This is a genomic window from Tepidicella baoligensis, assembly GCF_013432195.1.
GTDB lineage: Bacteria > Pseudomonadota > Gammaproteobacteria > Burkholderiales > Burkholderiaceae_C > Tepidicella > Tepidicella baoligensis.
In genome coordinates, this window is record NZ_JACCDB010000003.1 from 187,238 (window position 1) to 210,710 (window position 23,473).

Below are 23,473 nucleotides of genomic sequence, written 5' to 3' on the forward strand. Positions count from 1 at the left end.
AAGGGCATCAAGCCCGGTCCGAGCGTCGCCGGGCGGGTGCATGGGTTTCGTAATAGCGGGCCTTGTCTTCATACATGGCACGGTCGGCGGCCTGCAAGGCGGCCTCCATCGACTCGCCACGCTGGCAGACCGCCAGGCCCATGGCAAAACTCAGTGATTTGCCGGGGTAAAACTGGTTGTTCAGCTCCAACACCTGCCGGATCTGTTCCATCACACCGCGTGCCCCTTCCTCGTCGGTGCCCGGCAGCAGCACCACGAACTCGTCGCCGCCGATGCGCGCGGCACAACCCGGAGCGTCAACCGCTTTGTTGAGCACCTCGCCCGCACGGCGCAGCAGGGCGTCACCGGCCACATGGCCGCCTTCGTCGTTGGCGATCTTGAGGCCATTGAGGTCCACCGCGATCACCGCCACCGGCCAGGGACCTTTACGGCTGAGGCGGTTGGTTTCCTCGACGAAGTAGGCCCGGTTGCGCAGGCGGGTCAACACGTCGTGTTTGCCCAGGTATTCGAGGTAGGCCTCGGCCTTCTTGCGGGCGGTGATGTCCACCAACGACACGAGCACCAGGCTCCAGTCGTCGAGATGATCTTCCAGGATGGCGAACTGCATGTGCACATGCAGGGGGTCGCCGCCGAGCGTGTAGTTGACCACTTCGCGCTCCTGGGCGTATTTGCCGTTCCAGAGGTCGATCAACTGGGCCGCAAAGGGTTCTTCCATGTCGTCGCGGAACACGGCATCGAGCCGTCGCAGCAGTTCGTGTTTGTCGGCAGCGCCAAACAAGCGCAGCGTCTGGCGGTTGACGTCGATGACGCGGATTTCCCGCATGCACCGGGTGATGAACTCCGGGTGTACCTTCAGAAATACCGGGAAGTCCTCGATGCCCTGCGCCCGCACCTCGTCGAGCAATTGTTTGACGGCACGGAAGTCCTCGACCCATAGCGAGACGGGGGAACGTTCGAACAGGTCCCGGGCGTACTGCTCACTGTCGTGCAGATCGCGCTCGGCCTGTACCCGTGCCGTGATGTCCTCCAGCGAAACCAATACGCGGTCCCAACGGTCTTCATGTCCGGGCAGGACCTTGCCTCGGATGAGCACGTCCAGGCGTCGCCCGTCGAGGGTGTAGTTGACGGTTTGGTTTTCGAACACCGGCTCGCCGTTCCAGATGGCCGTCAGTTCACGGATGGCCGTCTCGTGCATGTCGCCCGAGAACACCCGGTCCAGCGACGACAGCAGGCGCTCCTGGGATTCGGCACGGAACAGCTCGAGGGTGCGTTGGTTGACGCGCAACACGCGGTAGCAAGCCGTGCACTCAGCCACCCGGGCGGGGTTTTCGCGCAGGTAGAGGCCGAGGTCGGTCACGCCGGCGGCCCGCCAACGCTGGAACAAGGCGATCAGTTCGCTGTAGTCTTCCAGCCAGAGAGATACCGGAGCGAGTTCGAACACATGCTCGAACTCGGTGTCCGTGGCGGTGGAGGGGGGCTGGGTCGCGGCAGGGTTCATGCGAGCATCATAGCCCGCTCGATTCCGTCCAGGATGGTGTCAGAACTTGCCGGGCCGCAGGACTTCCACTTCCGAAAAGCAGGCCACCATGGCGTAGTTGGAGTAGTAGCGGGCCTGCAGGTGGGCCAGCAGCGCTTCGGCCTGCTCGCGGGCGCAGATCACCTCGATGCGGATGTTGCGCGACTCGTCCCACGAGGCGTCGCGCACGCCCCGGCTGCCTTTGCCGCGCGCATCCGAAATGGTGTAGCCGCGCACGCCCATGCGGTCCATGTCCTTGATCAGGAGCTGCTCGATGCTGGCTTCGGTGAACACGGTGAGCAGGGTGCGTTTCTCGGTGTGCATGCTGTCCATGGCGTCGGTCCTGTGTCACGCTCCGGTCAGTTGGGTGGCCATCCAGTGGTAGAGCGGAATGCCCAGCAGGATGTTGAAGGGGAAGGTCACGCCCAGCGAGCCGGCCAGTGAGATCGCCGGGTTGGCTTGCGGCACCGCGATGCGCATGGCCGCCGGCACCGCGATGTAGGAGGCCGAGGCCGCCAGGGTGGCCAACATGGTGAGGCCGCCGACCGACAGGCCCAACATCATCCCGGTGCCCAGCCCCAGGGCAGCCGACAGCAGGGGCATGGCCAGCCCGAAGACGATGAGCGACAGCCCGCGCCGCCGCAGCTCGCCCACTTGCCGGCTTACGATCAGGCCCATTTCCAGCAGGAACAGCGTCAGCACCGCTTTGAACAGGTCGAAATACAAGCCGCCGATGGGCGCCAGACCTTGCGGGCCGGCGGCCCAGCCAATGGCCATGCCGCCGAGCAGCAGCGTCACGCCCTTGCCCAGGAAGGCTTCGTGCCCCAGCGATTGCCAGTCCGTGTCCCGGCTGACACCCCGAGCCAACATGATGCCCACCAGAATCGCCGGGATTTCCATCACTGCCAAGAGGATGGCCATCTGCGGCTCCATGTCGATGTTGCGTGCGGCCAGCCAGGCGGCCGCCACCGCGAAGGTGGCCACGCTCACCGAGCCGTAATGGGCGGCTGTGGACGCCGCGTTGGGGCGGTCGAATCCGAACACCATGCGCAGGCCGGCATAGGCGATCAGGGTCTGCAACACACCCAACACGATCACCGCTCCAATTTGCGGCAGCAGCGGCAGCAGCGGCTGGGTGGCCAGCCCCTGGCCGCCCTTCAGGCCGATGGCCAGCAACAGAAAGATCGACAGCGAGTCGTACAGGGCATTGGGCAGCTTCAGTTCCGAGCGCAGCAGTCCCGCGACCAGACCGAACAAGAAAAACAGGATGACCGGATCCATAGCGTGCATGATGTCATGGTTTGTGCCCGGATGGCAGGCCGAGGCCGCGACAGGCGTGACGGGCGATCGTAAGGACAGAAAACCATTTTGTAAAATCCATTTTTCATGACGGATTCATAGCCTAAATGCTATCTTTAAAGGCTGGCACAATCGGTCCATGGCTGAAGCCGCCCCGTCTCCGTCGCTGCCCCAGTCTGCTGCCAAGCCCTTGTCCGCACCGCAAAAAGCGTTGCGCAAGCTGGGGTTGGTGCGCGCCATCGATCTGGCGCTGCACCTGCCCTTGCGCTACGAGGACGAAACCCGCATCACCCGGCTGGCCGATGCGCGCGAGGGCGAATCGGTGCAAATCGAAGGCACGGTCACCGGCTGTGAAGTCGTTCAGCGACCGCGCCGCCAGTTGCTGGTTACGTTGGACGACGGCAGCGCCACCTGTACCCTGCGGTTTTTCAGTTTCTACCCCAGCCATCAAAAAACCCTGAGCGTGGGGGCCCGCATCCGGGCCCGCGGCGAGTTGCGCGGTGGCTTGCTGGGCTGGACGATGATGCATCCCAGCTTCCGTGTGGCCAGTGGCGAGTTGCCTGATGCACTCACCCCCGTCTATCCGACCAGCGCCGGTTTGCCGCAGGCCTATTTGCGCCGTGCGGTGCAGGCCGCTTTGCAGCGGGCCGACCTGAGCGACACCGTGCCGCCCGAAGCGCTGGCGGAATGTCCGGGCCTGCGCCTGCCCGGCCAGGGCTGCCCGTGGAGCCTGCGTGAAGCGTTGCAATTTCTGCATCATCCCGCGCCCGATGTGCCGCTGGCGGCTCTGGAAGATCGCAGCCACCCTGCCTGGCAGCGCCTCAAGGCCGAGGAGTTGCTGGCGCAGCAGTTGTCGCAATACCGTGCCAAGCAGGAGCGGGCTGGACTGCGGGCCCCGGCCCTGCCCAGCCGCCCCGGCGGCTTGCACGAACAACTCCTCGCGGCGTTGCCGTTTCCACTCACGGCCGCTCAGCGCCGCGTGGGTGAAGAGATCGCGCGCGATCTGGCCCGCACCGTACCCATGCATCGGCTGCTGCAGGGCGATGTGGGCAGCGGCAAAACGGTGGTGGCCGCGCTCGCGGCTGCCGTGGCCATCGACGCAGGCTGGCAGTGCGCCCTCATGGCGCCGACCGAAATTCTGGCTGAGCAGCACTTTGCCAAACTGGTCGGCTGGCTCCAGCCCTTGCTGGAGCCCCTGGGCCAAGAGGTGGCCTGGCTCACCGGGAGCCAGAAAAAGAAGGACCGCGCCGAGATGCTGGCGCGCATCGAAACCGGGCGTGCCGCGTTGGTGGTGGGTACCCATGCCGTGATCCAGGAACAGGTGCGTTTTCACAAGCTGGCGCTGGCGATCATCGACGAGCAGCACCGCTTTGGCGTGGCCCAGCGTCTCGCCCTGCGGGAAAAAATGCAAGGCACTGGGCTGGAACCCCATCTGTTGATGATGAGTGCCACCCCCATCCCACGCACCTTGGCCATGAGTTATTACGCAGATCTGGACGTTTCCACCATCGACGAACTGCCCCCCGGCCGCACCCCCATCGTCACCAAACTGCTGGCCGACAGCCGGCGCGACGAGCTCATCGAGCGCCTGCGCCGCCAGGTTGCCGAAGGCCGGCAGGTCTATTGGGTCTGCCCTTTGATCGAGGACAGCGAGGCGCTCGACCTGAGCAACGCCACCGCCACCCATGCCGAGCTGTCTGCGGCCATGGATGGGCTGGTCGGCGCCGACGGCTCGCCGGTACTCGTGGGGCTGCTGCATTCGCGCATGCCCCCGGCCGAGAAAAAGGCCGTCATGGCGCTGTTCAGCCAAGGCGTCATGGGGGTGCTGGTCAGCACCACCGTCATCGAGGTGGGGGTGGATGTGCCCAACGCCTCGCTCATGGTGATCGAACACGCCGAGCGCTTCGGTCTGAGCCAATTGCATCAGCTGCGCGGCCGGGTGGGGCGCGGCACGGCAGCCTCGGTTTGCCTGTTGCTGTACTCGCCCGATGAAAACGGCCGCGTCAGTCCGACCGCTCGCGAGCGCCTGCGTGCCATGGTCGAGACGAACGATGGCTTCGAGATCGCCCGGCGCGACCTGGACATTCGGGGGCCGGGCGAATTCCTCGGAGCGCGCCAGTCCGGCTCACCGCTGTTGCGCTTCGCCGATCTCGCCACCGACAGCCATCTGCTGGAATGGGCCCGCGAATGGGCGCCCCGGGTGCTTGACCAATGGCCCGATCTGGCGCACAAACACCTGGACCGCTGGTTGGGTGGAAAATCCGACTATCTGAAAGCTTGATTCGATAGCAGCCATGACCCTGACCGAACTGAAATACATCGTCGCCGTGGCGCGCGAAAGGCACTTCGGCAAGGCCGCCGAGGCCTGCTTCGTGTCGCAGCCCACGTTGAGCGTGGCCATCAAGAAGCTGGAAGAGGAGCTGGAGGTCAAGCTCTTCGAGCGCAACGCGACCGAAGTGGCCGTCACCCCGCTGGGCGAGGAAATCATACGCCAGGCCCAGGTGGTGCTGGAGCAGGCCGCCGCCATCAAGGAAATCGCCAAGCGCGGCAAGGACCCGCTGGCCGGCCCTTTGCGGCTCGGGGTCATTTACACCATCGGCCCCTATCTGCTGCCCGATCTGGTCAAGCAGATCATCGAGCACACGCCGCAGATGCCGCTCATCCTGCAGGAGAACCTGACCGTCAAGCTGCTGGAGCAATTGCGCCTGGGCGAAATCGACGCCGCCATCCTGGCCGAACCTTTTCCTGACACCAATCTGGCCATCGCCCCCCTGTACGACGAGCCGTTTTTCGCGGCGGTACCAGCCAACCATCCGCTGGCCCAGCGCGACGACGTGACGGTCGAAGAACTCAAGCAGGAAACCATGCTGTTGCTGGGCAGCGGGCATTGTTTCCGCGACCACGTGCTGGAGGTGTGCCCCGAGTTCGCGCGATTTTCCAACGACGCCGAAGGCATACGCAAGACCTTCGAAGGCTCCTCGCTCGAAACCCTCAAGCACATGGTGGCGGCGGGCATGGGCATCACCCTGGTGCCCCGGCTGAGCGTGCCCTCTGCAGCGTTGGGGCCAGGTGCGAAGGCCGTTGCGCCAGGCACCGGGCCGGGCGACACCTCTTATGTGCGCTATCTGCCGTTTGCCGGTGAACCGCCGACGCGTCGCGTGGTGCTGGCCTGGCGGCGCAGTTTCACGCGCTATGAGGCCATTGCCGCGCTGCGCAATGCCATCTATGCCTGCGAGCTGCCGGGTGTCAGACGCCTGACTTCATCATGAGCATGCCCATGACCGCTTCCCTCTGGCGCGACAAGCTGTCGCTGTATTTGGACCTGATCCGCTGGGACCGCCCCGCCGGCTGGTTGTTGTTGCTGTGGCCGACCCTGTCGGCGTTGTGGGTGGCCGCAGACGGCTGGCCGGGCTGGCATCTGCTGACGGTGTTCGTGCTGGGTACCATCCTCATGCGCAGCGCGGGCTGTTGCATCAACGACGTGGCCGACCGGGAATTCGATCGCCACGTCAAGCGCACGGCGCACAGGCCAGTGACGAGTGGTCGGGTCTCGGTCAAAGAGGCGCTGCTGCTGGGGGCCGTGCTGGCTTTGCTTGCCTTTGTGCTGGTGTTGACCACCACCTGGGCCGCCGTCTGGCTGTCGCTGCCGGCGCTGGCCGTGGCCATGGTGTATCCCTATGCCAAGCGGGTGCTGTCCATGCCGCAGGCGGTGCTGGGCGTGGCCTTCAGTTTCGGCATTCCCATGGCCTATGCGGCGGTGCAGTCCTCAGTTCCCTGGCAGGCATGGGCGCTGCTGGTGGCCAACCTGTTCTGGGTGCTGGCCTACGACACCGAATACGCCATGGTCGATCGCGACGACGACCTCAAGATCGGCATGAAGACCTCGGCCATCACGCTCGGGCGCTACGACGTGGCCGCCGTCACCGCGTTCTATGTCGTGCATCTCGCGCTGTGGGGCGCTTTGCTGTGGCCGGTGGTCGGGGGCGGTTGGTTTGGCCTGGCCCTGGTTCTGGCCCTGGCACAGGTGGTGTGGCATCTGACCCTGATCCGCGACCGCACGCGCGAGGGGTGCTTTCGGGCCTTTCGGCTCAACCACTGGCTGGGTTTCACCTTGTTCGCCGGGTTGGCGCTGACTTACGCCCAGCGCCAGTGGTGGGGTTGACGCGCAGGCTCAGGCGCCAAATTCGTCGCCCAGCTCCCGTGCGCGGCGTTGCGCGGCATGCATGGCGGCGACGAAGGCATCGGCCACACCGGCCGAGTTCATGGCCGTGAGCGCGGCGTAGGTGGTCCCCCCCTTGGAGGTCACGCGCTCGCGCAACACTTCGGGCGGTTCGCTGGCGTCCTGCGCCAGATGCGCGGCCCCGACGAAGGTGCCGATCGCCAGTTGCAGCGCGGTGTCTGCATCCAACCCCATCTCGGTGCCAGCCCGTCGCATCGCCTCCAGAAAGTAGAACACATAGGCCGGACCGGAGCCGGACAGGGCCGTGACCGCGTCCAGGTCGGCTTCTTGTGGCAGCCACAGAAAGCGCCCCGTGGTGCCTACCACGGCCTCCACCAGTCGCCGGTCTTCGGGTGTGACGCCTGCGCCGGCATACAGACCGGTCATGCCCAGACCCACCAGGGCTGGCGTGTTGGGCATGGCACGCACGAGACGCCCGTTGCCCAGCCAGGCGCGCATGCTGCCGGTTCGGATGCCGGCGGCCACGCTCAGGTGCAGGGCCGAGCCGGTGTGGGCGGCGCAGGCCAAGGCGGCTTCCTTGAAGGTCTGCGGTTTGACGGCCCAGACCACGAGGTCGCTGCCCGCGAGCGCCGGGTTGGGGGCCTCGTGCAGGCGCACGTCTCCGAACTGGCTGGCCAGCTTGTCGCGCTGCGGGGCATGGGGTTCGACGATGTCGATCCGTGCGGCAGGCAGGCCTCGCTGGATCAGGCCGCCGATGATGGCGCTGGCCATGTTGCCGCCACCGATGAACGCCAGGCGGCTGTCCGCGAGGATCGACACAGGCGCAGCAGGGGGAGTGGTTTGGATCGGGCGGTTCATGGGGCGATTGTCGCCTGTCTCACGGCGCGTTCCCAGGCCGCCATGGCTTCGGCGGCTCGATCGGCCGTCCATTGAGGTTCGAAGCGGCGATCCGCCCGCCACAGGTGCTCCCAGGCCTGCGGGCCATCGAACACCCCGGCCTGCAGACCGGCCAGGCAGGCCGCGCCGAGCGCCGTGGTTTCGGTCACGGCCGGGCGTACCACCGCAATGCCCAGCAGATTGGCCTGTGTCTGCATCAGCAGGTCATTCACACTGGCACCGCCGTCCACCCGCAGTTCTTGCAGGGCAGCCGCGCCATGCGCTTGCGCGTCCCGGTTCATGGCTTGCAGCACCGCGGTGGACTGGAAGGCGATGCTGTCCAGTGCAGCGCGGGCAATGTGGGCCATGGTGGTGCCGCGCGTCAACCCGGTCAGGGTTCCCCGGGCGTCCGGCTGCCAGTAGGGCGCACCCAAACCCGTAAAGGCAGGCACGAAAACGACTCCCTCACTGTCTGGCACCGAGGCCGCCAGCGCCTCCACGTTGTGGCTGGCCTCGATGGCCCGCAAGCCGTCGCGCAGCCATTGCACCACCGCCCCTCCGATGAATACGCTGCCCTCCAGCGCATAGGCTGGCGTCGCGTCGTAGCGGGCCGTGGCCGTGCTCAGCAGGCCGTTGTCGCTGGTCGCGGGCAGGGCGCCGGTGTGCATCAGCAGGAAACACCCGGTGCCGTAGGTGTTCTTGGCCATGCCGGGGTGCAGGCAGGCCTGGCCGATCAGGGCGCTTTGCTGGTCGCCGGCCACCCCGCCGATCGCGATCGGCCCACCGAACAGGGGTTCATCGGTGGTGCCGAAAGCGGCGCTGGACGGCAAGACTTCGGGCAGCACGGCACGCGGAATGTCGAGTGCTGCCAGCAACTCGTCGTCCCAGTCTCCCCGCTGCAGGTGAAAGAGCAGGGTGCGGGAGGCGTTGCTCACGTCGGTCACGTGGCGCCGCCCGCCCGTCAGCTGCCATACCAGCCAGCTGTCCACCGTGCCGAAAGCGAGCTCCCCGGCCTGCGCACGGGCACGGGCGCCTGGGATGTGGTCCAGCAACCAGGCCAGCTTGGTGCCCGAAAAGTAAGGGTCGGGCCGCAAACCCGTGCGCCGGTGGATGGTGTCCGCGCCCAGCCGGGCCTCCAGGCGTTGGCATAGATCGGTGGTGCGCCGGTCTTGCCAGACAATCGCCCGGTACAACGGTTCACCAGAGCGACGGTCCCACAGCAGGGTGGTTTCGCGCTGGTTGGTGATGCCGATGGCGGCGATGTCGCGATGCGTCATTCCAGCCAGGCGCAGCGCCTCCTGCGCGGTGTGGAGTTGATCATTCCAAATCGCCTTCGGGTCGTGTTCCACCCAGCCGGGCTGAGGATAATGCTGACGCAGCTCCCGCTGCGCGCAGGCCACGACCCGTCCCTCGGGGTCGAACACCAGGCTGCGTGAGCTGGTGGTGCCCTGATCCAGGGCCAGCAGGTATTGGGTCATCTCGGGTCTCCGCCATCCAGGCCATGTGCCCACACTGTAGCGCGCCGGCCACACATGCAAAGCGGTTGCGCAGACTGGCCAGGGTCGCTTGACAGCACCGAATCGGTAGGCAATAATACCCAGCTTCGCCCTCAAAGGCGGAGTTTTCTGCCCACCGAAGCTGCATCGTCCGTCATGACGACGCGGCGACGACGGGCCCAAGACTGATCGCCGCAGACCATGGTGGCCTGCGGGATTCAAGTTGGGACTTAAATCAAATGATCCAAACGCAATCTCGACTCGATGTTGCTGACAACACGGGTGCCAAGTCCGTGATGTGCATCAAGGTGCTGGGTGGTTCCAAGCGCCGCTATGCCAGTGTGGGCGACATCATTAAAGTGAGCATCAAGGAGGCCGCTCCGCGTGGCCGCGTCAAGAAGGGCGAGGTCTACAACGCCGTGGTGGTGCGCACCGCCAAGGGCCTGCGTCGCCCCGACGGCGCCTTGATCAAGTTCGATGGCAACGCCGCCGTGCTGCTCAACAACAAGCTGGAGCCCATCGGCACCCGTATCTTCGGGCCGGTCACGCGCGAACTGCGTACCGAAAAGTTCATGAAGATCGTGTCGCTGGCGCCCGAGGTCCTGTAAGGAGTTGTCATGAACAAGATCCGTAAAGGCGACGAAGTCATCGTGATTGCTGGCCGTGACAAAGGCAAGCGTGGCAAGGTGGTGTTGCGTGCCGACGAAGAGCGTGTGGTGGTCGAAGGTGTGAACATCGTCAAGAAGCACGTCAAGCCGAACCCCATGAAGGGGGTGACCGGCGGCATCGTGGAAAAAGCCATGCCCATCCATCAGTCCAACGTGGCCATCTTCAACGCGGCCACCGGCAAGGCTGATCGCGTGGGTGTGAAGGTGCTGGCTGACGGCAAGAAAGTGCGCGTCTTCAAGTCCAGCGGTGAAGAAATCAAGGTGGCATGACCATGGCACGCTTCCAACAAATCTACCGCGACAAGATCGCGCCGGCGCTCAAAGAGCAGTTTGGCTACAAGTCCGTCATGGAGGTGCCGCGCATCACCAAGATCACCCTGAACATGGGTGTGGGTGAGGCCGTTGCCGACAAAAAAGTGCTGGAAAACGCCGTCGGCGACCTCACCAAGATCGCCGGCCAGAAGCCGGTCGTCACCCGCGCCCGCAAGGCCATCGCCGGTTTCAAAATTCGCGAAGGCCAACCCATCGGCTGCATGGTGACCCTGCGCGGTGCCCGTATGTACGAATTTCTGGATCGTTTCGTCACCGTGGCCCTGCCCCGTGTGCGTGACTTCCGTGGCATTTCCGGTAAGGCATTCGACGGTCGTGGCAACTACAACATCGGTGTCAAAGAGCAGATCATCTTCCCGGAAATCGAATACGACAAGGTCGATGCCGTGCGTGGTCTGAACATCAGCATCACGACGACCGCCAAGAACGACGCTGAGTGCAAGGCGTTGCTCGCCGGTTTCCGTTTTCCGTTCAAGAACTGAGGTGGTGTGTGGCTAAACAAGCTTTGCTCCAGCGTGAACTCAAGCGCGAAAAACTCGCCGCCAAGTTCGCCAACAAATACAACGAGTTGAAGGCCATTGCCAAGGATGCCAAGCGCTCCGACGAAGAGCGCGACGCCGCTCGCCTGGCCTTGCAGAAATTGCCTCGCAACGCCAACCCGACCCGCCAGCGCGCCCGTTGTGAAATCACCGGCCGTCCCCGCGGCACCTTCAAGCAATTCGGCCTGGGCCGCATGAAGATCCGTGAAATGGCCTTTGCCGGCGAGATTCCCGGCGTGACCAAGGCCAGCTGGTGAGCCGCGAAGGAGTAACGAAATGAGCATGAGTGATCCTATCGCCGACATGTTGACCCGCATCCGCAATGCGCAGATGGTGGAAAAAGCCACTGTGTCCATGCCTTCCTCCAAGGTAAAGGCTGCCATTGCGCAGGTGCTGAAAGACGAAGGCTACATCGACGGCTTCCAGGTCAAGACCGAAGGGGGCAAGAGTGAGCTCGAGATTGCCCTGAAGTACTACGCCGGGCGTCCGGTGATCGAGCGCATCGAGCGTGTCAGCCGCCCTGGTCTGCGCGTGTACAAAGGTGCCAAATCGATTCCTCAGGTCATGAATGGCCTGGGTGTGGCGATCGTCACCACGCCCAAGGGTGTGATGACCGACCGCAAAGCGCGTGCTGCCGGAGTCGGCGGTGAAGTTCTGTGTTACGTCGCCTGACGCGCGCATCGAGGAGTATCTGAAATGTCTCGTGTAGGTAAAGCGCCCGTCGTCATCCCTCAGGGTGTCGAAGTGGCCATCAAGCAAGACGTCATCACCGCCAAGGGTGCCCTCGGGGCCCTGAGCGTGAATCTGAATCCGCTGGTCAAGGTGGAAAGCGCCGACGGCAAGCTGACCTTTGCAGCCGTTGCCGACACAGCCGAAGCCAGCGCCATGCGCGGCACGATGCGCCAGTTGGTCAACAACATGGTCAATGGGGTGAGCAAAGGCTTCGAGAAGAAGCTGACGCTGGTGGGTGTGGGCTACAAGGCCGCCGCTGCCGGCAACAAGCTCAACCTGGCCGTGGGTTATTCCCACCCGGTGGACTTCGTGATGCCCGAGGGTATCAGCGTGGCCACACCGGCTCCGACGGAAATCGTGGTCAAGGGCGCTGACCGTCAGCGCGTGGGCCAGGTCGCCGCCGAAATCCGCGCCGTGCGTCCTCCCGAGCCCTACAAGGGCAAGGGCATTCGCTATGCGGATGAGAAGGTCGTCATCAAAGAGACCAAGAAGAAATAAGGACTGCGAACATGTTGACGAAAAAAGAACAGCGTTTGCGTCGTGCCCGTCAGACCCGCATCCGCATTGCCCAGCAAGGCGCGGTGCGCCTGAGCGTGAACCGTACCAACCTGCACATCTATGCCAACGTCATTTCCGGCGATGGCTCCAAGGTACTCGTGTCGGCTTCGACCGTCGAAGCCGAAGTGCGCGCCCAGTTGGGCGGTGCGGGCAAAGGCGGCAACAAGGCGGCAGCAGAGTTGATCGGCAAGCGCATTGCCGAGAAGGCCAAGGCCGCTGGCATTGAGAAGGTGGCCTTCGACCGTTCCGGTTTCGCCTACCACGGCCGAGTCAAGGCCCTGGCCGATGCCGCGCGTGCCGCCGGCCTGCAGTTCTGATTGGGGAAACGCAAATGGCAAAGATGCAAGCCAATGTGAAGAGCGAAGGCAACGACGACGGCCTGCGCGAAAAGATGATCGCGGTTAACCGCGTGACCAAAGTGGTCAAGGGTGGCCGCATCATGGGTTTCGCGGCGCTGACCGTGGTCGGTGATGGCGACGGCCGCGTGGGCATGGGCAAGGGCAAGGCGCGTGAAGTGCCGGTGGCCGTCCAGAAAGCCATGGATGAAGCCCGTCGCAACATGTTCAAGGTGTCGCTGCGCAGCGGTTCCCTGCACCATGAGGTGCACGGCCAGCACGGCGCTTCCAAGGTGATGATGCTGCCGGCCGTCAAGGGTACCGGCATCATCGCTGGCGGCCCGATGCGTGCCGTCTTCGAGGTGCTGGGCGTGACCGACGTGGTGGCCAAGAGCCATGGCTCGACCAACCCGTACAACCTGGTGCGCGCCACGCTGGACGCGCTGAAACACTCGACGACCCCTGCCGAAGTGGCTGCCAAGCGCGGCAAGTCGGTGGAAGAGCTCGTAGGTTGACTGGAGCGATCATGACGACTGCCAACACCATCAAAGTCAAACTGGTTCGCAGCCCCATCGGCTGCAAAGTGGATCACCGGGCCACCGTGCGTGGCCTGGGTCTGCGCAAGCTCAACAGCGAGCGCGTGCTGCAGGACACCCCTGCCGTGCGCGGCATGATCAACAAGATCAGCTATCTGGTCAAAGTGATCTGATCGGAGTCTGACACATGGAACTCAACACTCTCAAGCCCGCCGCTGGCGCCAAGCACGCCAAGCGTCGCGTGGGTCGTGGCATCGGCTCAGGTCTGGGCAAGACCGCCGGTCGCGGTCACAAGGGCCAGAAATCCCGTGCTGGGGGCTACCACAAGGTCGGCTTCGAAGGCGGCCAGATGCCGCTGCAACGCCGGCTGCCCAAGCGGGGTTTCAAGTCCCAGTCCCTGAAGTTCAACGCCGAGGTGACGTTGGCTGATCTGCAGGCCCTGGGTGCTGCCGAGGTGGACCTGCTGACGCTGAAGCAAGCGGGGCTGGTGCCTGAGCTGGCCAAGAAGGTCAAGGTCATCAAGACAGGTGAACTGAACATCGCTGTCAAGCTGAGCAATATCGGCGCGACGGCGGGTGCCAAGGCCGCCATCGAAGCCGCTGGCGGCTCGCTGGCCTGATTCGGCTAACCCTCGGAAACGCTTGTGGCCACAAACGCAGCCTCCCTCGCGAAAACCGGCAAGTTCGGTGACCTGCGTCGCCGGCTGGTCTTTTTGCTGCTCGCGCTGGTGGTGTACCGGATCGGTGCACACATTCCGGTGCCGGGGATCGACCCGGACCAGTTGAGTCAGCTCTTTCGTGGGCAGCAGGGCAACATCCTGAACCTGTTCAACATGTTCTCCGGCGGCTCGCTGGAGCGGTTCGCGGTGTTTGCTTTGGGGATCATGCCGTACATCTCGGCATCGATCATCATGCAGCTCATGACCTATGTGGTGCCTTCGCTCGTCCAGCTCAAGAAGGAAGGCGAGGCCGGTCGCCGCAAGATCACCCAGTACACGCGCTACGGCACGCTGGCGCTGGCGATCTTCCAGTCGCTCGGTATCGCCCTGGCGCTGGAGGGCATGCCTGGTTTGGTCATCGACCCTGGCTTTACCTTCCGCTTCACGGCGGTGGTCAGCTTGGTGGCCGGCACCATGTTCCTGATGTGGCTGGGTGAGCAGATCACCGAGCGTGGTATCGGCAACGGCATTTCGCTGCTGATCTTCGCAGGCATTGTGGCAGGTCTGCCCAGAGCTGTCGGCAGTTTGCTGGAGTTGGTTCGCACGGGTGCGATGAGCATTCTGGCGGCGATCTTCATCGTCCTGCTGGTGGTCGTGGTGACCTACTTCGTGGTGTTCGTCGAGCGCGGTCAACGCAAGATCCTGGTGAACTACGCGCGCCGTCAGGTAGGCAACAAGGTGTATGGTGGCCAGTCCTCGCACCTGCCGCTGAAGCTGAACATGGCAGGCGTGATTCCACCGATCTTTGCCTCGTCCATCATCCTGTTGCCGACCACGCTGGTGAGCTGGGTCAGCACGGGGGATTCGACCCGCTGGCTGCGCGATCTGGCTTCGGCCTTGTCGCCGGGGCAGCCGATCTATGTCGGTATCTACGCCGCCGCCATCATCTTCTTCTGCTTTTTCTATACGGCGTTGGTGTTCAACAGCCGCGAGACGGCAGACAACTTGAAGAAGAGCGGCGCTTTCATTCCGGGCATCCGTCCGGGTGACCAGACGGCGCGGTATATCGACAAAATCCTCGTTCGGCTGACGTTGGCCGGCGCGATCTACATCACGGCGGTGTGTTTGCTGCCGGAGTTCCTGATCCTGCGCTACAACGTGCCGTTTTACTTCGGGGGCACCTCGTTGTTGATCATCGTGGTCGTGACCATGGACTTCTGGGCCCAGGTGCAGAATTACGTGATGTCACAACAATATGAGTCGCTACTGAAGAAAGCCAATTTCAAGGCGTCTCCAGGTGTGTAAGTCATGGCCAAGGACGATGTCATCGAGATGCAGGGCGAGGTCATTGAAAACCTCCCCAACGCCACGTTTCGCGTCAAACTGGAAAATGGACATGTGGTCCTGGGACACATTTCCGGCAAGATGAGGATGCACTACATCCGCATCCTCCCGGGTGACAAGGTCAAAGTGGAGCTCACGCCTTATGACCTCACCCGGGCCCGGATCGTGTTCCGCAGCAAGTGAGTTTTTGAGAATCTGTTCAGGAGAAAGACATGAGAGTTTCGGCTTCGGTCAAGAAAATGTGCCGCAACTGTAAGATCATCCGTCGCCATGGCGTCGTTCGCGTCATCTGCACCGACCCGCGACACAAGCAGCGTCAAGGCTGAATCGTTTAGAGGACCACCATGGCACGTATTGCAGGTATCAACATCCCGCCGCACAAGCACGCCGAAATTGGCCTGACCGCCATTTATGGTATCGGTCGCACCCGCGCTCGCAAGATTTGCGAGGCCTGCGGTATCGACTACACCAAAAAGATCAAGGATTTGACCGACGCCGAGCTGGAAAAAGTGCGCGATCAGGTCAGCACCTACACCATCGAAGGTGACCTGCGTCGCGAGACGACGATGAACATCAAGCGTCTGATGGACATCGGCTGCTATCGCGGCTTCCGCCACCGTCGCGGTCTGCCCGTGCGCGGCCAGCGCACCAAGACGAATGCCCGCACCCGCAAGGGTCCGCGCAAGGCAGCTCAGTCGCTGAAGAAGTAATCGGTTAAAGGACAGTTATGGCTAAGCAACAATCCAGCAGCGCCGCTGCCCGCGTCCGCAAGAAGGTCCGCAAGAACATTGCCGACGGGATCGCGCACGTGCACGCGTCGTTCAACAACACCATCATCACCATCACCGACCGTCAGGGCAATGCACTGGCTTGGGCGTCGTCGGGGGGGCAGGGCTTCAAAGGTTCGCGCAAGTCCACGCCGTTCGCCGCCCAAGTGGCCTCGGAAGCGGCCGGCCGTGCCGCCATGGAGCAGGGCATCAAGAACCTGGACGTCGAGATCAAGGGGCCGGGCCCGGGTCGCGAGTCGTCGGTGCGTGCGCTGGGCGCGCTGGGTATTCGCATCACCTCCATTTCCGACGTGACGCCGGTGCCGCACAACGGTTGCCGTCCCCAGAAGCGTCGTCGCATCTGAGGGGTGTGGCTTGACGGGTCATCCCGTTGTGCTCTATACTAAAAAGCTTTTTGCTTTGAGCCACTGCAGTTCGCTGCGGTGGCGTTGTCGTTAAGACCACCGCCGGCATGCATGCGTGCCGGCTCCCGCAGAGTTCCTGCGGCAGTTGAAACTGAAGGACATCACGTGGCACGTTATCTCGGCCCCAAGGCCAAACTCTCTCGCCGTGAAGGCACCGATCTGTTGCTCAAGAGCGCTCGCCGCGCCATCAGTGACAAGGCCAAGTTCGATTCCAAGCCGGGTCAGCACGGGCGCACCTCGGGGCAGCGCACCTCTGACTTCGGCCTGCAGTTGCGCGAAAAACAGAAGGTCAAGCGCATCTATGGTGTGCTGGAGCGTCAGTTCCGTCGCTACTTTGCCGAGGCCGACCGCCGCCGTGGCAATACCGGCACCAATTTGCTGAGCCTGCTCGAATCCCGCCTGGACAACGTCGTGTTCCGTATGGGTTTTGCTTCGACCCGTGCCGAGGCGCGTCAGTTGGTGTCACACAAAGCCATCCTGGTCAACGGACAGAGCGTGAACATTCCGTCCTACCTGGTCAAGGCCGGTGACGTGGTCGCCGTGCGTGAGAAGTCGCGTAACCAAAACCGCGTCAAGGAAGCCCTGGAGCTGGCCAAGCAGATCGGTTTCCCGGCCTGGGTGGAAGTGGCTGCCGACAAGGCCGAGGGTACGTTCAAGAAGGTGCCGGACCGTGACGAATTCGGCTCCGACATCAACGAATCCCTGATCGTCGAACTGTACTCGCGTTGATCGCGAGATGCTTGTTAGAGCCCGGATTCTGCTGCTGGCGGGGTCCGGGATTTTGTGCTCCATCGGCCTTATCGGTGTAACGAGCCGAGGGTATTGAAGGAAGTCCGAATGCTGAATAACCTGCTCAAACCCAAGAACATCAACGTCGAGCACCTGTCGGCCAACCGCGCCGAGGTGACGCTCGAGCCTTTCGAGCGGGGTTACGGCCACACCCTTGGCAATGCCTTGCGCCGTGTGCTGCTGTCCTCGATGGTGGGTCACGCTCCCACCGAGGTGACCATCGCCGGGGTGGTGCACGAGTACTCGTCGATCGACGGCGTTCAGGAGGACGTGGTCAACATCCTGCTCAACCTCAAGGGTGTGGTGTTCAAGCTGCACAACCGCGACGAGGTCACGCTGAGCCTGCGCAAGGAGGGCGAAGGCGCCGTGACCGCCGCCGATATCCAAACCCCGCACGATGTGGAAATCTTGAATCCGGATCACCACATCGCGACTCTGGCCGCCGGTGCCAAGCTGGACATGCAGATCAAGGTGGAAAAAGGTCGTGGCTATGTGCCGGGCAACCTGCGCCGCGGTGACGACAGCACCCGTTCCATCGGTCGCATCGTGCTCGATGCCTCCTTCTCGCCGATCAAGCGTGTGAGCTATGCGGTGGAAAACGCCCGCGTGGAACAGCGCACCGACCTGGACAAGCTGGTGCTGGACATCGAAACCAACGGTGCCGTGGGTCCGGAAGAGGCGGTGCGTGCCGCCGCCAAAATCCTCGTCGAGCAACTGGCTGTGTTCGCCCAGCTGGCGGGTGACGAAGTATTCCCGGCCGACGGTACGCCGTCTCGTAGCGCCCAGCAGTTCGATCCGATCCTGCTGCGTCCTGTCGATGAGCTGGAGCTGACGGTGCGTTCGGCCAACTGCCTCAAGGCCGAAAACATCTACTACATAGGTGACCTGATCCAGCGCACCGAGAACGAGCTGCTCAAGACCCCGAATCTGGGTCGCAAGTCGCTCAATGAAATCAAAGAAGTGCTGGCTTCGCGCGGCCTGACGCTGGGCATGAAGCTGGAAAGCTGGCCGCCCGCCGGCCTGGAAAAGCACTGATCGTTTTTTTACCGCCCCTGACCCCCCGCAGTACCTGATACGGCTGCGGGTGAAATTAGAAAGGAAATCCCCATGCGTCACGGACACGGACTTCGCAAACTCAACCGCACCAGCAGCCACCGCCTGGCCATGCTGCGCAACATGATGAATTCGTTGCTCACGCACGAAGTCATCAAGACCACGTTGCCCAAGGCCAAGGAGCTGCGCCGCGTTGTCGAGCCCATGATCACCCTGGCCAAGGAGCCGACCCTGGCCAACAAGCGCCTGGCGTTCGACCGCCTGCGCGATCGCGACGTGGTTGTCAAGCTGTTCAATGAGCTGGGCCCGCGTTTCAAGGCGCGTCCGGGTGGTTACACCCGCATCCTGAAGATGGGCTTCCGCGTGGGCGACAACGCTCCCATGGCCCTGATCGAGCTGGTGGACCGTGCGGAAAAAGCACCGGCTGAAGGGGTTGCGGACTCCGAATAAATCGTGCTACAATAACAATCTTGACGCGGAGTGGAGCAGTCTGGTAGCTCGTTGGGCTCATAACCCAAAGGTCGCAAGTTCAAATCTTGCCTCCGCAACCAACAGAATGCGCATTTGGCATGCATGTGACATGCATGTGTGTAGCGCAAAAGGCCTCCCCATGCGGAGGCCTTTTTGTTGTCTGTTGCTGTGTGTTGCGCCCAGCATGGGCACCATACTTGGTGCTGCAAAGCCAGACAGCGAGCAAAGCGCAACGGGATGCGGTTGGCCGAGCGCTTTGCGAGGAAGTGCCGGCCGGAAGCAGCAACCCAGTGGCGTCGCATCCGGCCGGCCTGGCCGCGCATGGCGGCCGTTGGCACTCAAGCGGTCAGGTCGTAGCGGTCCGCGTTCATCACCTTGGTCCAGGCGGCGATGAAGTCATGGACGAACTTCTCGCGGTTGTCGTCCTGGGCATAGACCTCGGCGTAGGCGCGCAGGATGCTGTTGGAGCCAAACACCAGGTCCACCCGGGTGGCCGTCCACTGGGTTTGGCCGCTGGCGCGATCGACGATGTCGTAGCTGTTGCGGCCGGTCGGCTGCCAGCGGTAGGCCATGTCGGTGAGGTTCACGAAGAAGTCGGTGGTCAACGCGCCGACGCGGTCGGTGAACACGCCGTGTTTCGTGCCGCCGTGGTTGGTGCCGAGCACGCGCATGCCGCCGATGAGCACAGTCATCTCCAGCGCCGTCAGGCCCATGAGCTGGGCGCGGTCGAGCAGCATTTCTTCGGGTTTGACGGCGTAGTGCTGCTTTTGCCAGTTGCGGAAACCATCGGCCAGAGGTTCCAGTACGGCAAAGGAATCGACATCGGTCTGGGCCTGCGTGGCGTCGCCACGGCCTGGAGCGAACGGCACCGACACCTCAAAGCCAGCGGCGCGTGCGGCTTGCTCGATGCCCAGATTGCCACCCAGCACGATCACGTCGGCCACGCTGGCGCCGGTCTCGGCCGCGATGGGTTCGTACACCGCCAGCACCTTGGCCAGGCGGGCGGGTTCGTTGCCTGCCCAGTCCTTTTGCGGAGCCAGGCGAATGCGGGCACCGTTGGCGCCGCCGCGATAGTCCGAGCCTCGGAAGGTGCGGGCGCTGTCCCAGGCGGTGCAGACCATTTCGCTGATGGACAGACCGGCCGCAGCAATCTTGGCCTTGACGGCGGCAACGTCGTAGTCGGTGCGGCCGGCGGGAACGGGGTCTTGCCAGATCAGGTCTTCGGCAGGCACCTCGGGGCCGATGTAGCGCGTCTTGGGGCCCAGATCGCGGTGTGTGAGTTTGAACCAGGCGCGGGCGAAGACTTCTTCGAAATAGGCTTGATCAGTGGCAAAGCGTTCGGAGATTTTGCGGTATTCCGGGTCCACCTTGAGGGCCATGTCGGCGTCGGTCATGACCGGCATGGTGCGGATGGAGGGGTCTTCCACGTCGGTGGGCATGTCTTCGGGGCGGATGTTCACGGGCTTGTATTGCCAGGCGCCGGCGGGGCTCTTGGTCAGCTCCCAGTCGTGTTTCAGCAGCATGGCGAAGTAGCCGTTGTCCCACTTGGTGGGGTTGGTGGTCCAGGCGCCTTCGATACCGCTGGTCACGGTGTCGCGGCCGATGCCGCGCGCCTGGTGGTTCATCCAGCCCAGACCCTGTTCGTGCACATCGGCGCCTTCGGGGGCAGGGCCCAGAAGGGCGGGGTTGCCGTTGCCGTGTGCCTTGCCCACGGTGTGGCCGCCAGCGGTCAGGGCCACGGTTTCCTCGTCGTTCATGGCCATGCGGGCGAAAGTGACGCGCATGTCGCGTGCGGTCTTGAGCGGGTCGGGTTGGCCGTCCACGCCTTCGGGGTTGACATAGATCAGCCCCATCATCACAGCGGCCAGGGGGTTTTCCAGTTCGCGCTCGCCGCTGTAGCGGCTGCCTTCGCTGCCGCTCTTGGCCAGCCACTCCTTCTCGGAGCCCCAGTAAATGTCCTTCTCGGGGTGCCAGATGTCCTCGCGGCCAAAGGAGAAGCCGAAGGTCTTGAAGCCCATGGATTCATAGGCCACGTTGCCGGCCAGGATCATCAGGTCGGCCCAGCTGATGCGGTTGCCGTACTTTTTCTTGATCGGCCACAGCAGGCGACGTGCTTTGTCGAGGTTGCCGTTGTCGGGCCAGGAGTTCAGCGGGGCAAAGCGCTGGTTGCCGGTGTTGGCGCCGCCGCGGCCGTCGGCCACGCGGTAGGTGCCGGCGGCGTGCCAGGCCATGCGGATCATCAGGCCGCCGTAGTGGCCCCAGTCGGCCGGCCACCAGGGCTGGCTTTGGGTCATCAAGGCGGTCAGGTCTTTTTTCAAGGCCGCCACGTCGAGTCTCTTGACTGCTTCGCGGTAGTTGAAGCCTGGCAGCGGTTGGGTTTTGCGGTCGTGTTGGTGCAGGATGTCCAGGTTGAGGTTTTCGGGCCACCAGGCTTGGGCCTGGCCGGCTTGGCTGGCGTTGACGTTGGCGCCGTGCACGACGGGGCACTGGGCGGCGGTGTCAGGGTGTTTCGTGTTCATGGGTTTCTCCAGGACGGGGGTGAGGAGCGCCAGGGCTCCGGGGAAGGGCCAGTGGCCTCGGGTCGAAGGAGTCGGTGAGGCGCACTGGAAACAGTTTCAGTGTATCGGCCGTGGGCGATTGGGGTGGTCGTTTTTCCCAATCACGGCGATAGCCATGGGGCATGGGGTTGTTTGACGCAACCCGGGCATTCGAACCTGAGCGGAACCGGTGAGGTGGGGTGCGAACCGATGGTCAGACGACATAGCGCGTCACCACGGGCGGGGTTTCACCCAGATGGAAGGCCAGCTTGCGCTCGCGTAGGGCCACGTCGCTGGCGGTGACACGGTCGAAGCGGCGCAGGTGCTCGTTCCAGTTTTCGTCGGTGATGCATTCCACGAAGTGGCCCGGGTCACCGATGTCCTGCCAGAGTTCCCAGCCGAGGGCTCCCATGCGCAGACGGCTGCGCCGGCTTTCCTGCATGAGGGCGCGGAAATCATCGGCGCGGGCCGGGTCGATGTGGTAATGGATGCAGACCACGATCCGCCCGGGCGGGGGGGTGGAGTCGGCAGTCGGTGGCGACCAGGCCTTGGCCGGTGTCAAGTCCTCGATCAGGCCGCGCTCCTTGAACCAGCGTTGTGCCAAGGTCACGGCGGTGATGCCCGACAGCGCGGCGATGCCCACGCTCCAGTGCACATCGGTCCAGCTCGCGACCTGCCCCCAGAACGCCGCGCCCGCTGCCGCCCCGCCCATGATGGCCATCTGATACACCGACATGCCCCGGGCCCGAACCCAGTCGGGCAGGCTCATCTGGGCCGACACGCTGAGCGAGTTGGCCGTGGCGATCCACGCCATGCCGGCCAGGAACATGGCCGGCACCGACCAGACCAGACTGGGCAGAAAGGCGACCAGGGCCATGGCCAGGGCTTGCAACGCCGACCCCCACCAGACCACCGTGTCGCGCGTCACGTTCTGGCGCAGCCGGGGCAGCAGCATGGCCGAGACGATGGCGCCGCTGCCCATGGTGGCCAGGAGCAGGGTGAAGGTAGCGGCGTTGCCGCCTTCCATGCGCAATGCCAGCAGCGGCAGCAGTGCCATCAGCGCGGTGGAATGGAAAAAGAACAGGGCGATGTGCAGGTATACCACCCGCAGTCGGGGCGATTGCGCCACGTACTGCCAGCCGACGCGCAAGGCACTGAAGAACGGCTCTCGGCCCAATGGGCTGGGCGTGTGTTCGCGTTTCCAGCGCCAGATGATCACCGCCGATACGCAGGCCAGCACCGCGTTGAGCAGGAACACCCAGGCGCTGCCCAGGGCCGCGATGATGGCGCCCGCCAGCAGCGGGCCGATGATGCGCGAGGCGTTCATCGACACCCCGTTGAGCGCCAGCGCCTGTGGCAACTGCTGGCGTGGCACCAGTTCGGGCACGATGGCGGCGAACACGGGCCAGCGCATGGCCAGCCCGATGCCATTGGCAAACACCAGGGCCAGCAGCAGCGAGGGCGTCATGGCGTCGAGCAGCACCACGGTGCAGATCGTCAACGCCACCAAGGCGATCCAGACCTGCGTGCCCAGGAAGTAGCGCCTGCGGTCGAGCGTGTCCGCCAGTGCCCCGCTGGGCAGGCCCAGCAAGAACACCGGCAGGGTCGCCGCCGTCTGCACCAGGGCCACCCACACCGGGGAGGGCGCCAGCGAGGTCATCAACCAGGCCGCCGCCACATCGTTCATCCACATGCTGACGTTGGCCATCAGCCAGGTCAGCCACAGCACGCGAAACACCGCGTGCTCGAAAGGGGCCAGTGCGGCCAGCCCAAGGGGCGGGCGGCGCGTCGTCAGGGTTGGATCAGGCATGTGAGCATTGTCCATGCTTGTCGCCGGTGTTGCAGGCACCGGGCGGCTGCTTCACGTCGCCAGGGCGTCTATGATGTATGCATCGAAGACGATCCGAGGAGTGACGACCATGAAATGGCTGATTCCGGTGGACGGTTCCGAACTGTCGTTCGAGGCCGTGGCCTATGCGGTGGGCATGTCCCGTGCCGGGCTGGAGACCGAGCTGGTGCTGGTGAACGTGCAGGAGCCGGCCACCGTCTATGAGCTGGTGACCCTGCACAACGAGGAGGCGCTGCAGAAGGTCGCCGAGGAGGCCGGCATGGACATGCTGGCCCCGGCGGCCGAACTGGCCCGCGCCGGTGGTGTACCCTTCATCCAGCGCGTGGTCACCGGCGATCCGGTGCCTATGCTGCTGGAGGTGCTGGAGGCCGAGGGGTGTGATGGCGTCATCATGGGCAGCCACGGCAAGGGGCTGGTGGGCCGGGCGTTGCTGGGCTCTGTGTCGCAGGAGATGCTGGAAAAATCGCCGGTGCCAGTCACTTTCGTCAAGCCCGACCCCCTGGTCGAGTGATCGC

General features: G+C 63.9%; 29 protein-coding genes and 1 tRNA gene. 23 read left to right on the top strand and 7 right to left on the bottom strand.

Features of this window, described 5'->3' with window-relative positions; all coding sequences use genetic code 11:
• Window positions 1-7 precede the first annotated feature (7 nt).
• The 3 genes from HZS63_RS05540 to HZS63_RS05550 are packed head-to-tail and all read right to left on the bottom strand — an operon-like array spanning window position 8 to window position 2,797.
• Entirely contained in the window at window positions 8-1,498 is a 1,491-nt protein-coding gene (locus HZS63_RS05540; protein WP_180683057.1) for a sensor domain-containing diguanylate cyclase, read from the bottom strand.
• Window positions 1,499-1,537: 39 nt separating this feature from the next.
• On the bottom strand, window positions 1,538-1,849 hold the full coding sequence (locus tag HZS63_RS05545; RefSeq protein WP_246316174.1) for a P-II family nitrogen regulator: 312 nt from the start codon (window positions 1,847-1,849) through the stop codon (window positions 1,538-1,540).
• Between the two features lie 15 nt (window positions 1,850-1,864).
• On the bottom strand, window positions 1,865-2,797 hold the full coding sequence (locus HZS63_RS05550) for a sodium-dependent bicarbonate transport family permease (RefSeq protein ID WP_180683058.1): 933 nt from the start codon (window positions 2,795-2,797) through the stop codon (window positions 1,865-1,867).
• Between the two features lie 157 nt (window positions 2,798-2,954).
• On the opposite strand from HZS63_RS05550, the gene recG reads away from it, so the two are divergent.
• From recG to ubiA, 3 genes are read left to right on the top strand one after another with little or no spacing between them, the layout of a single operon-like run.
• Window positions 2,955-5,096 carry an ATP-dependent DNA helicase RecG gene (recG, locus tag HZS63_RS05555; RefSeq protein ID WP_180683059.1) on the top strand — a complete coding sequence of 714 codons (2,142 nt, stop codon included), beginning with the start codon at window positions 2,955-2,957 and terminating at the stop codon, window positions 5,094-5,096.
• A gap of 13 nt (window positions 5,097-5,109) precedes the next feature.
• Window positions 5,110-6,084, top strand: a complete 975-nt coding sequence (locus HZS63_RS05560) for a hydrogen peroxide-inducible genes activator (RefSeq protein WP_180683060.1) — start codon at window positions 5,110-5,112, stop codon at window positions 6,082-6,084.
• Between the two features lie 8 nt (window positions 6,085-6,092).
• A complete protein-coding gene (gene ubiA, locus HZS63_RS05565; protein ID WP_180683061.1) occupies window positions 6,093-6,977 on the top strand; it encodes a 4-hydroxybenzoate octaprenyltransferase in 885 nt (294 codons plus the stop codon).
• 9 nt (window positions 6,978-6,986) lie between these two features.
• Here the strand turns inward: ubiA and proC are convergent, their stop codons facing one another.
• Window positions 6,987-7,853, bottom strand: coding sequence for a pyrroline-5-carboxylate reductase (gene proC / locus HZS63_RS05570; RefSeq protein WP_180683062.1), 867 nt, complete (start codon window positions 7,851-7,853; stop codon window positions 6,987-6,989).
• Window positions 7,850-9,349: a glycerol kinase GlpK gene (glpK, locus tag HZS63_RS05575; protein ID WP_180683063.1), complete on the bottom strand. Its 1,500-nt coding sequence runs from the start codon at window positions 9,347-9,349 to the stop codon at window positions 7,850-7,852. The genes proC and glpK overlap by 4 nt, the downstream gene beginning before the upstream one ends.
• A 257-nt stretch (window positions 9,350-9,606) precedes the next feature.
• On the opposite strand from glpK, the gene rplN reads away from it, so the two are divergent.
• The 19 genes from rplN (at window position 9,607) to HZS63_RS05670 (ending at window position 18,652) form a co-directional block, all read left to right on the top strand.
• Window positions 9,607-9,975 carry a 50S ribosomal protein L14 gene (gene rplN, locus HZS63_RS05580; protein ID WP_180683064.1) on the top strand — a complete coding sequence of 123 codons (369 nt, stop codon included), beginning with the start codon at window positions 9,607-9,609 and terminating at the stop codon, window positions 9,973-9,975.
• A 9-nt stretch (window positions 9,976-9,984) separates the two neighbouring features.
• Window positions 9,985-10,305 (top strand): 50S ribosomal protein L24, encoded by a 321-nt coding sequence (gene rplX / locus HZS63_RS05585; protein WP_180683065.1) that lies wholly within the window; start codon window positions 9,985-9,987, stop codon window positions 10,303-10,305.
• 2 nt (window positions 10,306-10,307) lie between these two features.
• Entirely contained in the window at window positions 10,308-10,847 is a 540-nt protein-coding gene (gene rplE, locus HZS63_RS05590) for a 50S ribosomal protein L5 (RefSeq protein ID WP_180683066.1), read from the top strand.
• 8 nt (window positions 10,848-10,855) lie between these two features.
• Window positions 10,856-11,161, top strand: a complete 306-nt coding sequence (gene rpsN, locus HZS63_RS05595) for a 30S ribosomal protein S14 (RefSeq protein ID WP_180683067.1) — start codon at window positions 10,856-10,858, stop codon at window positions 11,159-11,161.
• Between the two features lie 19 nt (window positions 11,162-11,180).
• A complete protein-coding gene (rpsH, locus tag HZS63_RS05600; protein ID WP_180683068.1) occupies window positions 11,181-11,576 on the top strand; it encodes a 30S ribosomal protein S8 in 396 nt (131 codons plus the stop codon).
• A gap of 24 nt (window positions 11,577-11,600) precedes the next feature.
• Window positions 11,601-12,134 (top strand): 50S ribosomal protein L6, encoded by a 534-nt coding sequence (rplF, locus tag HZS63_RS05605; RefSeq protein WP_180683069.1) that lies wholly within the window; start codon window positions 11,601-11,603, stop codon window positions 12,132-12,134.
• An 11-nt stretch (window positions 12,135-12,145) separates the two neighbouring features.
• The gene (gene rplR / locus HZS63_RS05610) at window positions 12,146-12,511 is read left to right on the top strand and encodes a 50S ribosomal protein L18 (RefSeq protein WP_180683070.1); all 366 of its coding nucleotides are present in this window, start codon (window positions 12,146-12,148) and stop codon (window positions 12,509-12,511) included.
• A gap of 14 nt (window positions 12,512-12,525) precedes the next feature.
• A complete protein-coding gene (gene rpsE, locus HZS63_RS05615; protein ID WP_180683071.1) occupies window positions 12,526-13,044 on the top strand; it encodes a 30S ribosomal protein S5 in 519 nt (172 codons plus the stop codon).
• An 11-nt stretch (window positions 13,045-13,055) separates the two neighbouring features.
• Complete coding sequence (rpmD, locus tag HZS63_RS05620; RefSeq protein ID WP_180683072.1) at window positions 13,056-13,238, top strand: 50S ribosomal protein L30; 183 nt, start codon at window positions 13,056-13,058, stop codon at window positions 13,236-13,238.
• Between the two features lie 14 nt (window positions 13,239-13,252).
• Window positions 13,253-13,684, top strand: a complete 432-nt coding sequence (gene rplO / locus HZS63_RS05625; protein ID WP_180683073.1) for a 50S ribosomal protein L15 — start codon at window positions 13,253-13,255, stop codon at window positions 13,682-13,684.
• Between the two features lie 24 nt (window positions 13,685-13,708).
• Window positions 13,709-15,028 (top strand): preprotein translocase subunit SecY, encoded by a 1,320-nt coding sequence (gene secY / locus HZS63_RS05630; protein ID WP_180683074.1) that lies wholly within the window; start codon window positions 13,709-13,711, stop codon window positions 15,026-15,028.
• Window positions 15,029-15,031: 3 nt separating this feature from the next.
• Window positions 15,032-15,250: a translation initiation factor IF-1 gene (gene infA, locus HZS63_RS05635; RefSeq protein ID WP_086118896.1), complete on the top strand. Its 219-nt coding sequence runs from the start codon at window positions 15,032-15,034 to the stop codon at window positions 15,248-15,250.
• 29 nt (window positions 15,251-15,279) lie between these two features.
• Complete coding sequence (gene rpmJ, locus HZS63_RS05640) at window positions 15,280-15,393, top strand: 50S ribosomal protein L36 (RefSeq protein WP_072242940.1); 114 nt, start codon at window positions 15,280-15,282, stop codon at window positions 15,391-15,393.
• 18 nt (window positions 15,394-15,411) lie between these two features.
• Window positions 15,412-15,777, top strand: coding sequence for a 30S ribosomal protein S13 (gene rpsM, locus HZS63_RS05645; protein ID WP_180683075.1), 366 nt, complete (start codon window positions 15,412-15,414; stop codon window positions 15,775-15,777).
• 17 nt (window positions 15,778-15,794) lie between these two features.
• Entirely contained in the window at window positions 15,795-16,199 is a 405-nt protein-coding gene (rpsK, locus tag HZS63_RS05650) for a 30S ribosomal protein S11 (protein WP_180683076.1), read from the top strand.
• 165 nt (window positions 16,200-16,364) lie between these two features.
• Window positions 16,365-16,988, top strand: coding sequence for a 30S ribosomal protein S4 (gene rpsD, locus HZS63_RS05655; RefSeq protein WP_180683077.1), 624 nt, complete (start codon window positions 16,365-16,367; stop codon window positions 16,986-16,988).
• 108 nt (window positions 16,989-17,096) lie between these two features.
• The gene (locus HZS63_RS05660; protein WP_180683078.1) at window positions 17,097-18,083 is read left to right on the top strand and encodes a DNA-directed RNA polymerase subunit alpha; all 987 of its coding nucleotides are present in this window, start codon (window positions 17,097-17,099) and stop codon (window positions 18,081-18,083) included.
• 72 nt (window positions 18,084-18,155) lie between these two features.
• Window positions 18,156-18,551, top strand: a complete 396-nt coding sequence (rplQ, locus tag HZS63_RS05665) for a 50S ribosomal protein L17 (protein WP_180683079.1) — start codon at window positions 18,156-18,158, stop codon at window positions 18,549-18,551.
• Window positions 18,552-18,575: 24 nt separating this feature from the next.
• A tRNA-Met gene (locus HZS63_RS05670) sits at window positions 18,576-18,652 on the top strand.
• Window positions 18,653-18,910: 258 nt separating this feature from the next.
• On the opposite strand, the gene katG is transcribed toward HZS63_RS05670, so the two are convergent.
• Entirely contained in the window at window positions 18,911-21,091 is a 2,181-nt protein-coding gene (katG, locus tag HZS63_RS05675) for a catalase/peroxidase HPI (RefSeq protein WP_180683080.1), read from the bottom strand.
• A 232-nt stretch (window positions 21,092-21,323) separates the two neighbouring features.
• Window positions 21,324-22,919, bottom strand: a complete 1,596-nt coding sequence (locus HZS63_RS05680) for an MFS transporter (RefSeq protein WP_180683081.1) — start codon at window positions 22,917-22,919, stop codon at window positions 21,324-21,326.
• A 109-nt stretch (window positions 22,920-23,028) separates the two neighbouring features.
• On the opposite strand from HZS63_RS05680, the gene HZS63_RS05685 reads away from it, so the two are divergent.
• Window positions 23,029-23,469, top strand: a complete 441-nt coding sequence (locus HZS63_RS05685; protein ID WP_180683082.1) for a universal stress protein — start codon at window positions 23,029-23,031, stop codon at window positions 23,467-23,469.
• The last annotated feature ends 4 nt before the right edge of the window (window positions 23,470-23,473 follow it).

What these genes read in the sequence shown, in the direction of transcription:
- HZS63_RS05540 (WP_180683057.1), bottom strand. Translation starts at nt 1,498, where the DNA reads ATGAACCCTGCCGCGACCCAGCCCCCCTCCACCGCCACGGACACCGAG.
- HZS63_RS05545 (WP_246316174.1), bottom strand. Translation starts at nt 1,849, where the DNA reads ATGGACAGCATGCACACCGAGAAACGCACCCTGCTCACCGTGTTCACC.
- HZS63_RS05550 (WP_180683058.1), bottom strand. Translation starts at nt 2,797, where the DNA reads ATGGATCCGGTCATCCTGTTTTTCTTGTTCGGTCTGGTCGCGGGACTG.
- recG (WP_180683059.1), top strand. Translation starts at nt 2,955, where the DNA reads ATGGCTGAAGCCGCCCCGTCTCCGTCGCTGCCCCAGTCTGCTGCCAAG.
- HZS63_RS05560 (WP_180683060.1), top strand. Translation starts at nt 5,110, where the DNA reads ATGACCCTGACCGAACTGAAATACATCGTCGCCGTGGCGCGCGAAAGG.
- ubiA (WP_180683061.1), top strand. Translation starts at nt 6,093, where the DNA reads ATGACCGCTTCCCTCTGGCGCGACAAGCTGTCGCTGTATTTGGACCTG.
- proC (WP_180683062.1), bottom strand. Translation starts at nt 7,853, where the DNA reads ATGAACCGCCCGATCCAAACCACTCCCCCTGCTGCGCCTGTGTCGATC.
- glpK (WP_180683063.1), bottom strand. Translation starts at nt 9,349, where the DNA reads ATGACCCAATACCTGCTGGCCCTGGATCAGGGCACCACCAGCTCACGC.
- rplN (WP_180683064.1), top strand. Translation starts at nt 9,607, where the DNA reads ATGATCCAAACGCAATCTCGACTCGATGTTGCTGACAACACGGGTGCC.
- rplX (WP_180683065.1), top strand. Translation starts at nt 9,985, where the DNA reads ATGAACAAGATCCGTAAAGGCGACGAAGTCATCGTGATTGCTGGCCGT.
- rplE (WP_180683066.1), top strand. Translation starts at nt 10,308, where the DNA reads ATGGCACGCTTCCAACAAATCTACCGCGACAAGATCGCGCCGGCGCTC.
- rpsH (WP_180683068.1), top strand. Translation starts at nt 11,181, where the DNA reads ATGAGCATGAGTGATCCTATCGCCGACATGTTGACCCGCATCCGCAAT.
- rplF (WP_180683069.1), top strand. Translation starts at nt 11,601, where the DNA reads ATGTCTCGTGTAGGTAAAGCGCCCGTCGTCATCCCTCAGGGTGTCGAA.
- rplR (WP_180683070.1), top strand. Translation starts at nt 12,146, where the DNA reads ATGTTGACGAAAAAAGAACAGCGTTTGCGTCGTGCCCGTCAGACCCGC.
- rpsE (WP_180683071.1), top strand. Translation starts at nt 12,526, where the DNA reads ATGGCAAAGATGCAAGCCAATGTGAAGAGCGAAGGCAACGACGACGGC.
- rpmD (WP_180683072.1), top strand. Translation starts at nt 13,056, where the DNA reads ATGACGACTGCCAACACCATCAAAGTCAAACTGGTTCGCAGCCCCATC.
- rplO (WP_180683073.1), top strand. Translation starts at nt 13,253, where the DNA reads ATGGAACTCAACACTCTCAAGCCCGCCGCTGGCGCCAAGCACGCCAAG.
- infA (WP_086118896.1), top strand. Translation starts at nt 15,032, where the DNA reads ATGGCCAAGGACGATGTCATCGAGATGCAGGGCGAGGTCATTGAAAAC.
- rpmJ (WP_072242940.1), top strand. Translation starts at nt 15,280, where the DNA reads ATGAGAGTTTCGGCTTCGGTCAAGAAAATGTGCCGCAACTGTAAGATC.
- rpsM (WP_180683075.1), top strand. Translation starts at nt 15,412, where the DNA reads ATGGCACGTATTGCAGGTATCAACATCCCGCCGCACAAGCACGCCGAA.
- rpsK (WP_180683076.1), top strand. Translation starts at nt 15,795, where the DNA reads ATGGCTAAGCAACAATCCAGCAGCGCCGCTGCCCGCGTCCGCAAGAAG.
- HZS63_RS05660 (WP_180683078.1), top strand. Translation starts at nt 17,097, where the DNA reads ATGCTGAATAACCTGCTCAAACCCAAGAACATCAACGTCGAGCACCTG.
- rplQ (WP_180683079.1), top strand. Translation starts at nt 18,156, where the DNA reads ATGCGTCACGGACACGGACTTCGCAAACTCAACCGCACCAGCAGCCAC.
- katG (WP_180683080.1), bottom strand. Translation starts at nt 21,091, where the DNA reads ATGAACACGAAACACCCTGACACCGCCGCCCAGTGCCCCGTCGTGCAC.
- HZS63_RS05680 (WP_180683081.1), bottom strand. Translation starts at nt 22,919, where the DNA reads ATGCCTGATCCAACCCTGACGACGCGCCGCCCGCCCCTTGGGCTGGCC.
- HZS63_RS05685 (WP_180683082.1), top strand. Translation starts at nt 23,029, where the DNA reads ATGAAATGGCTGATTCCGGTGGACGGTTCCGAACTGTCGTTCGAGGCC.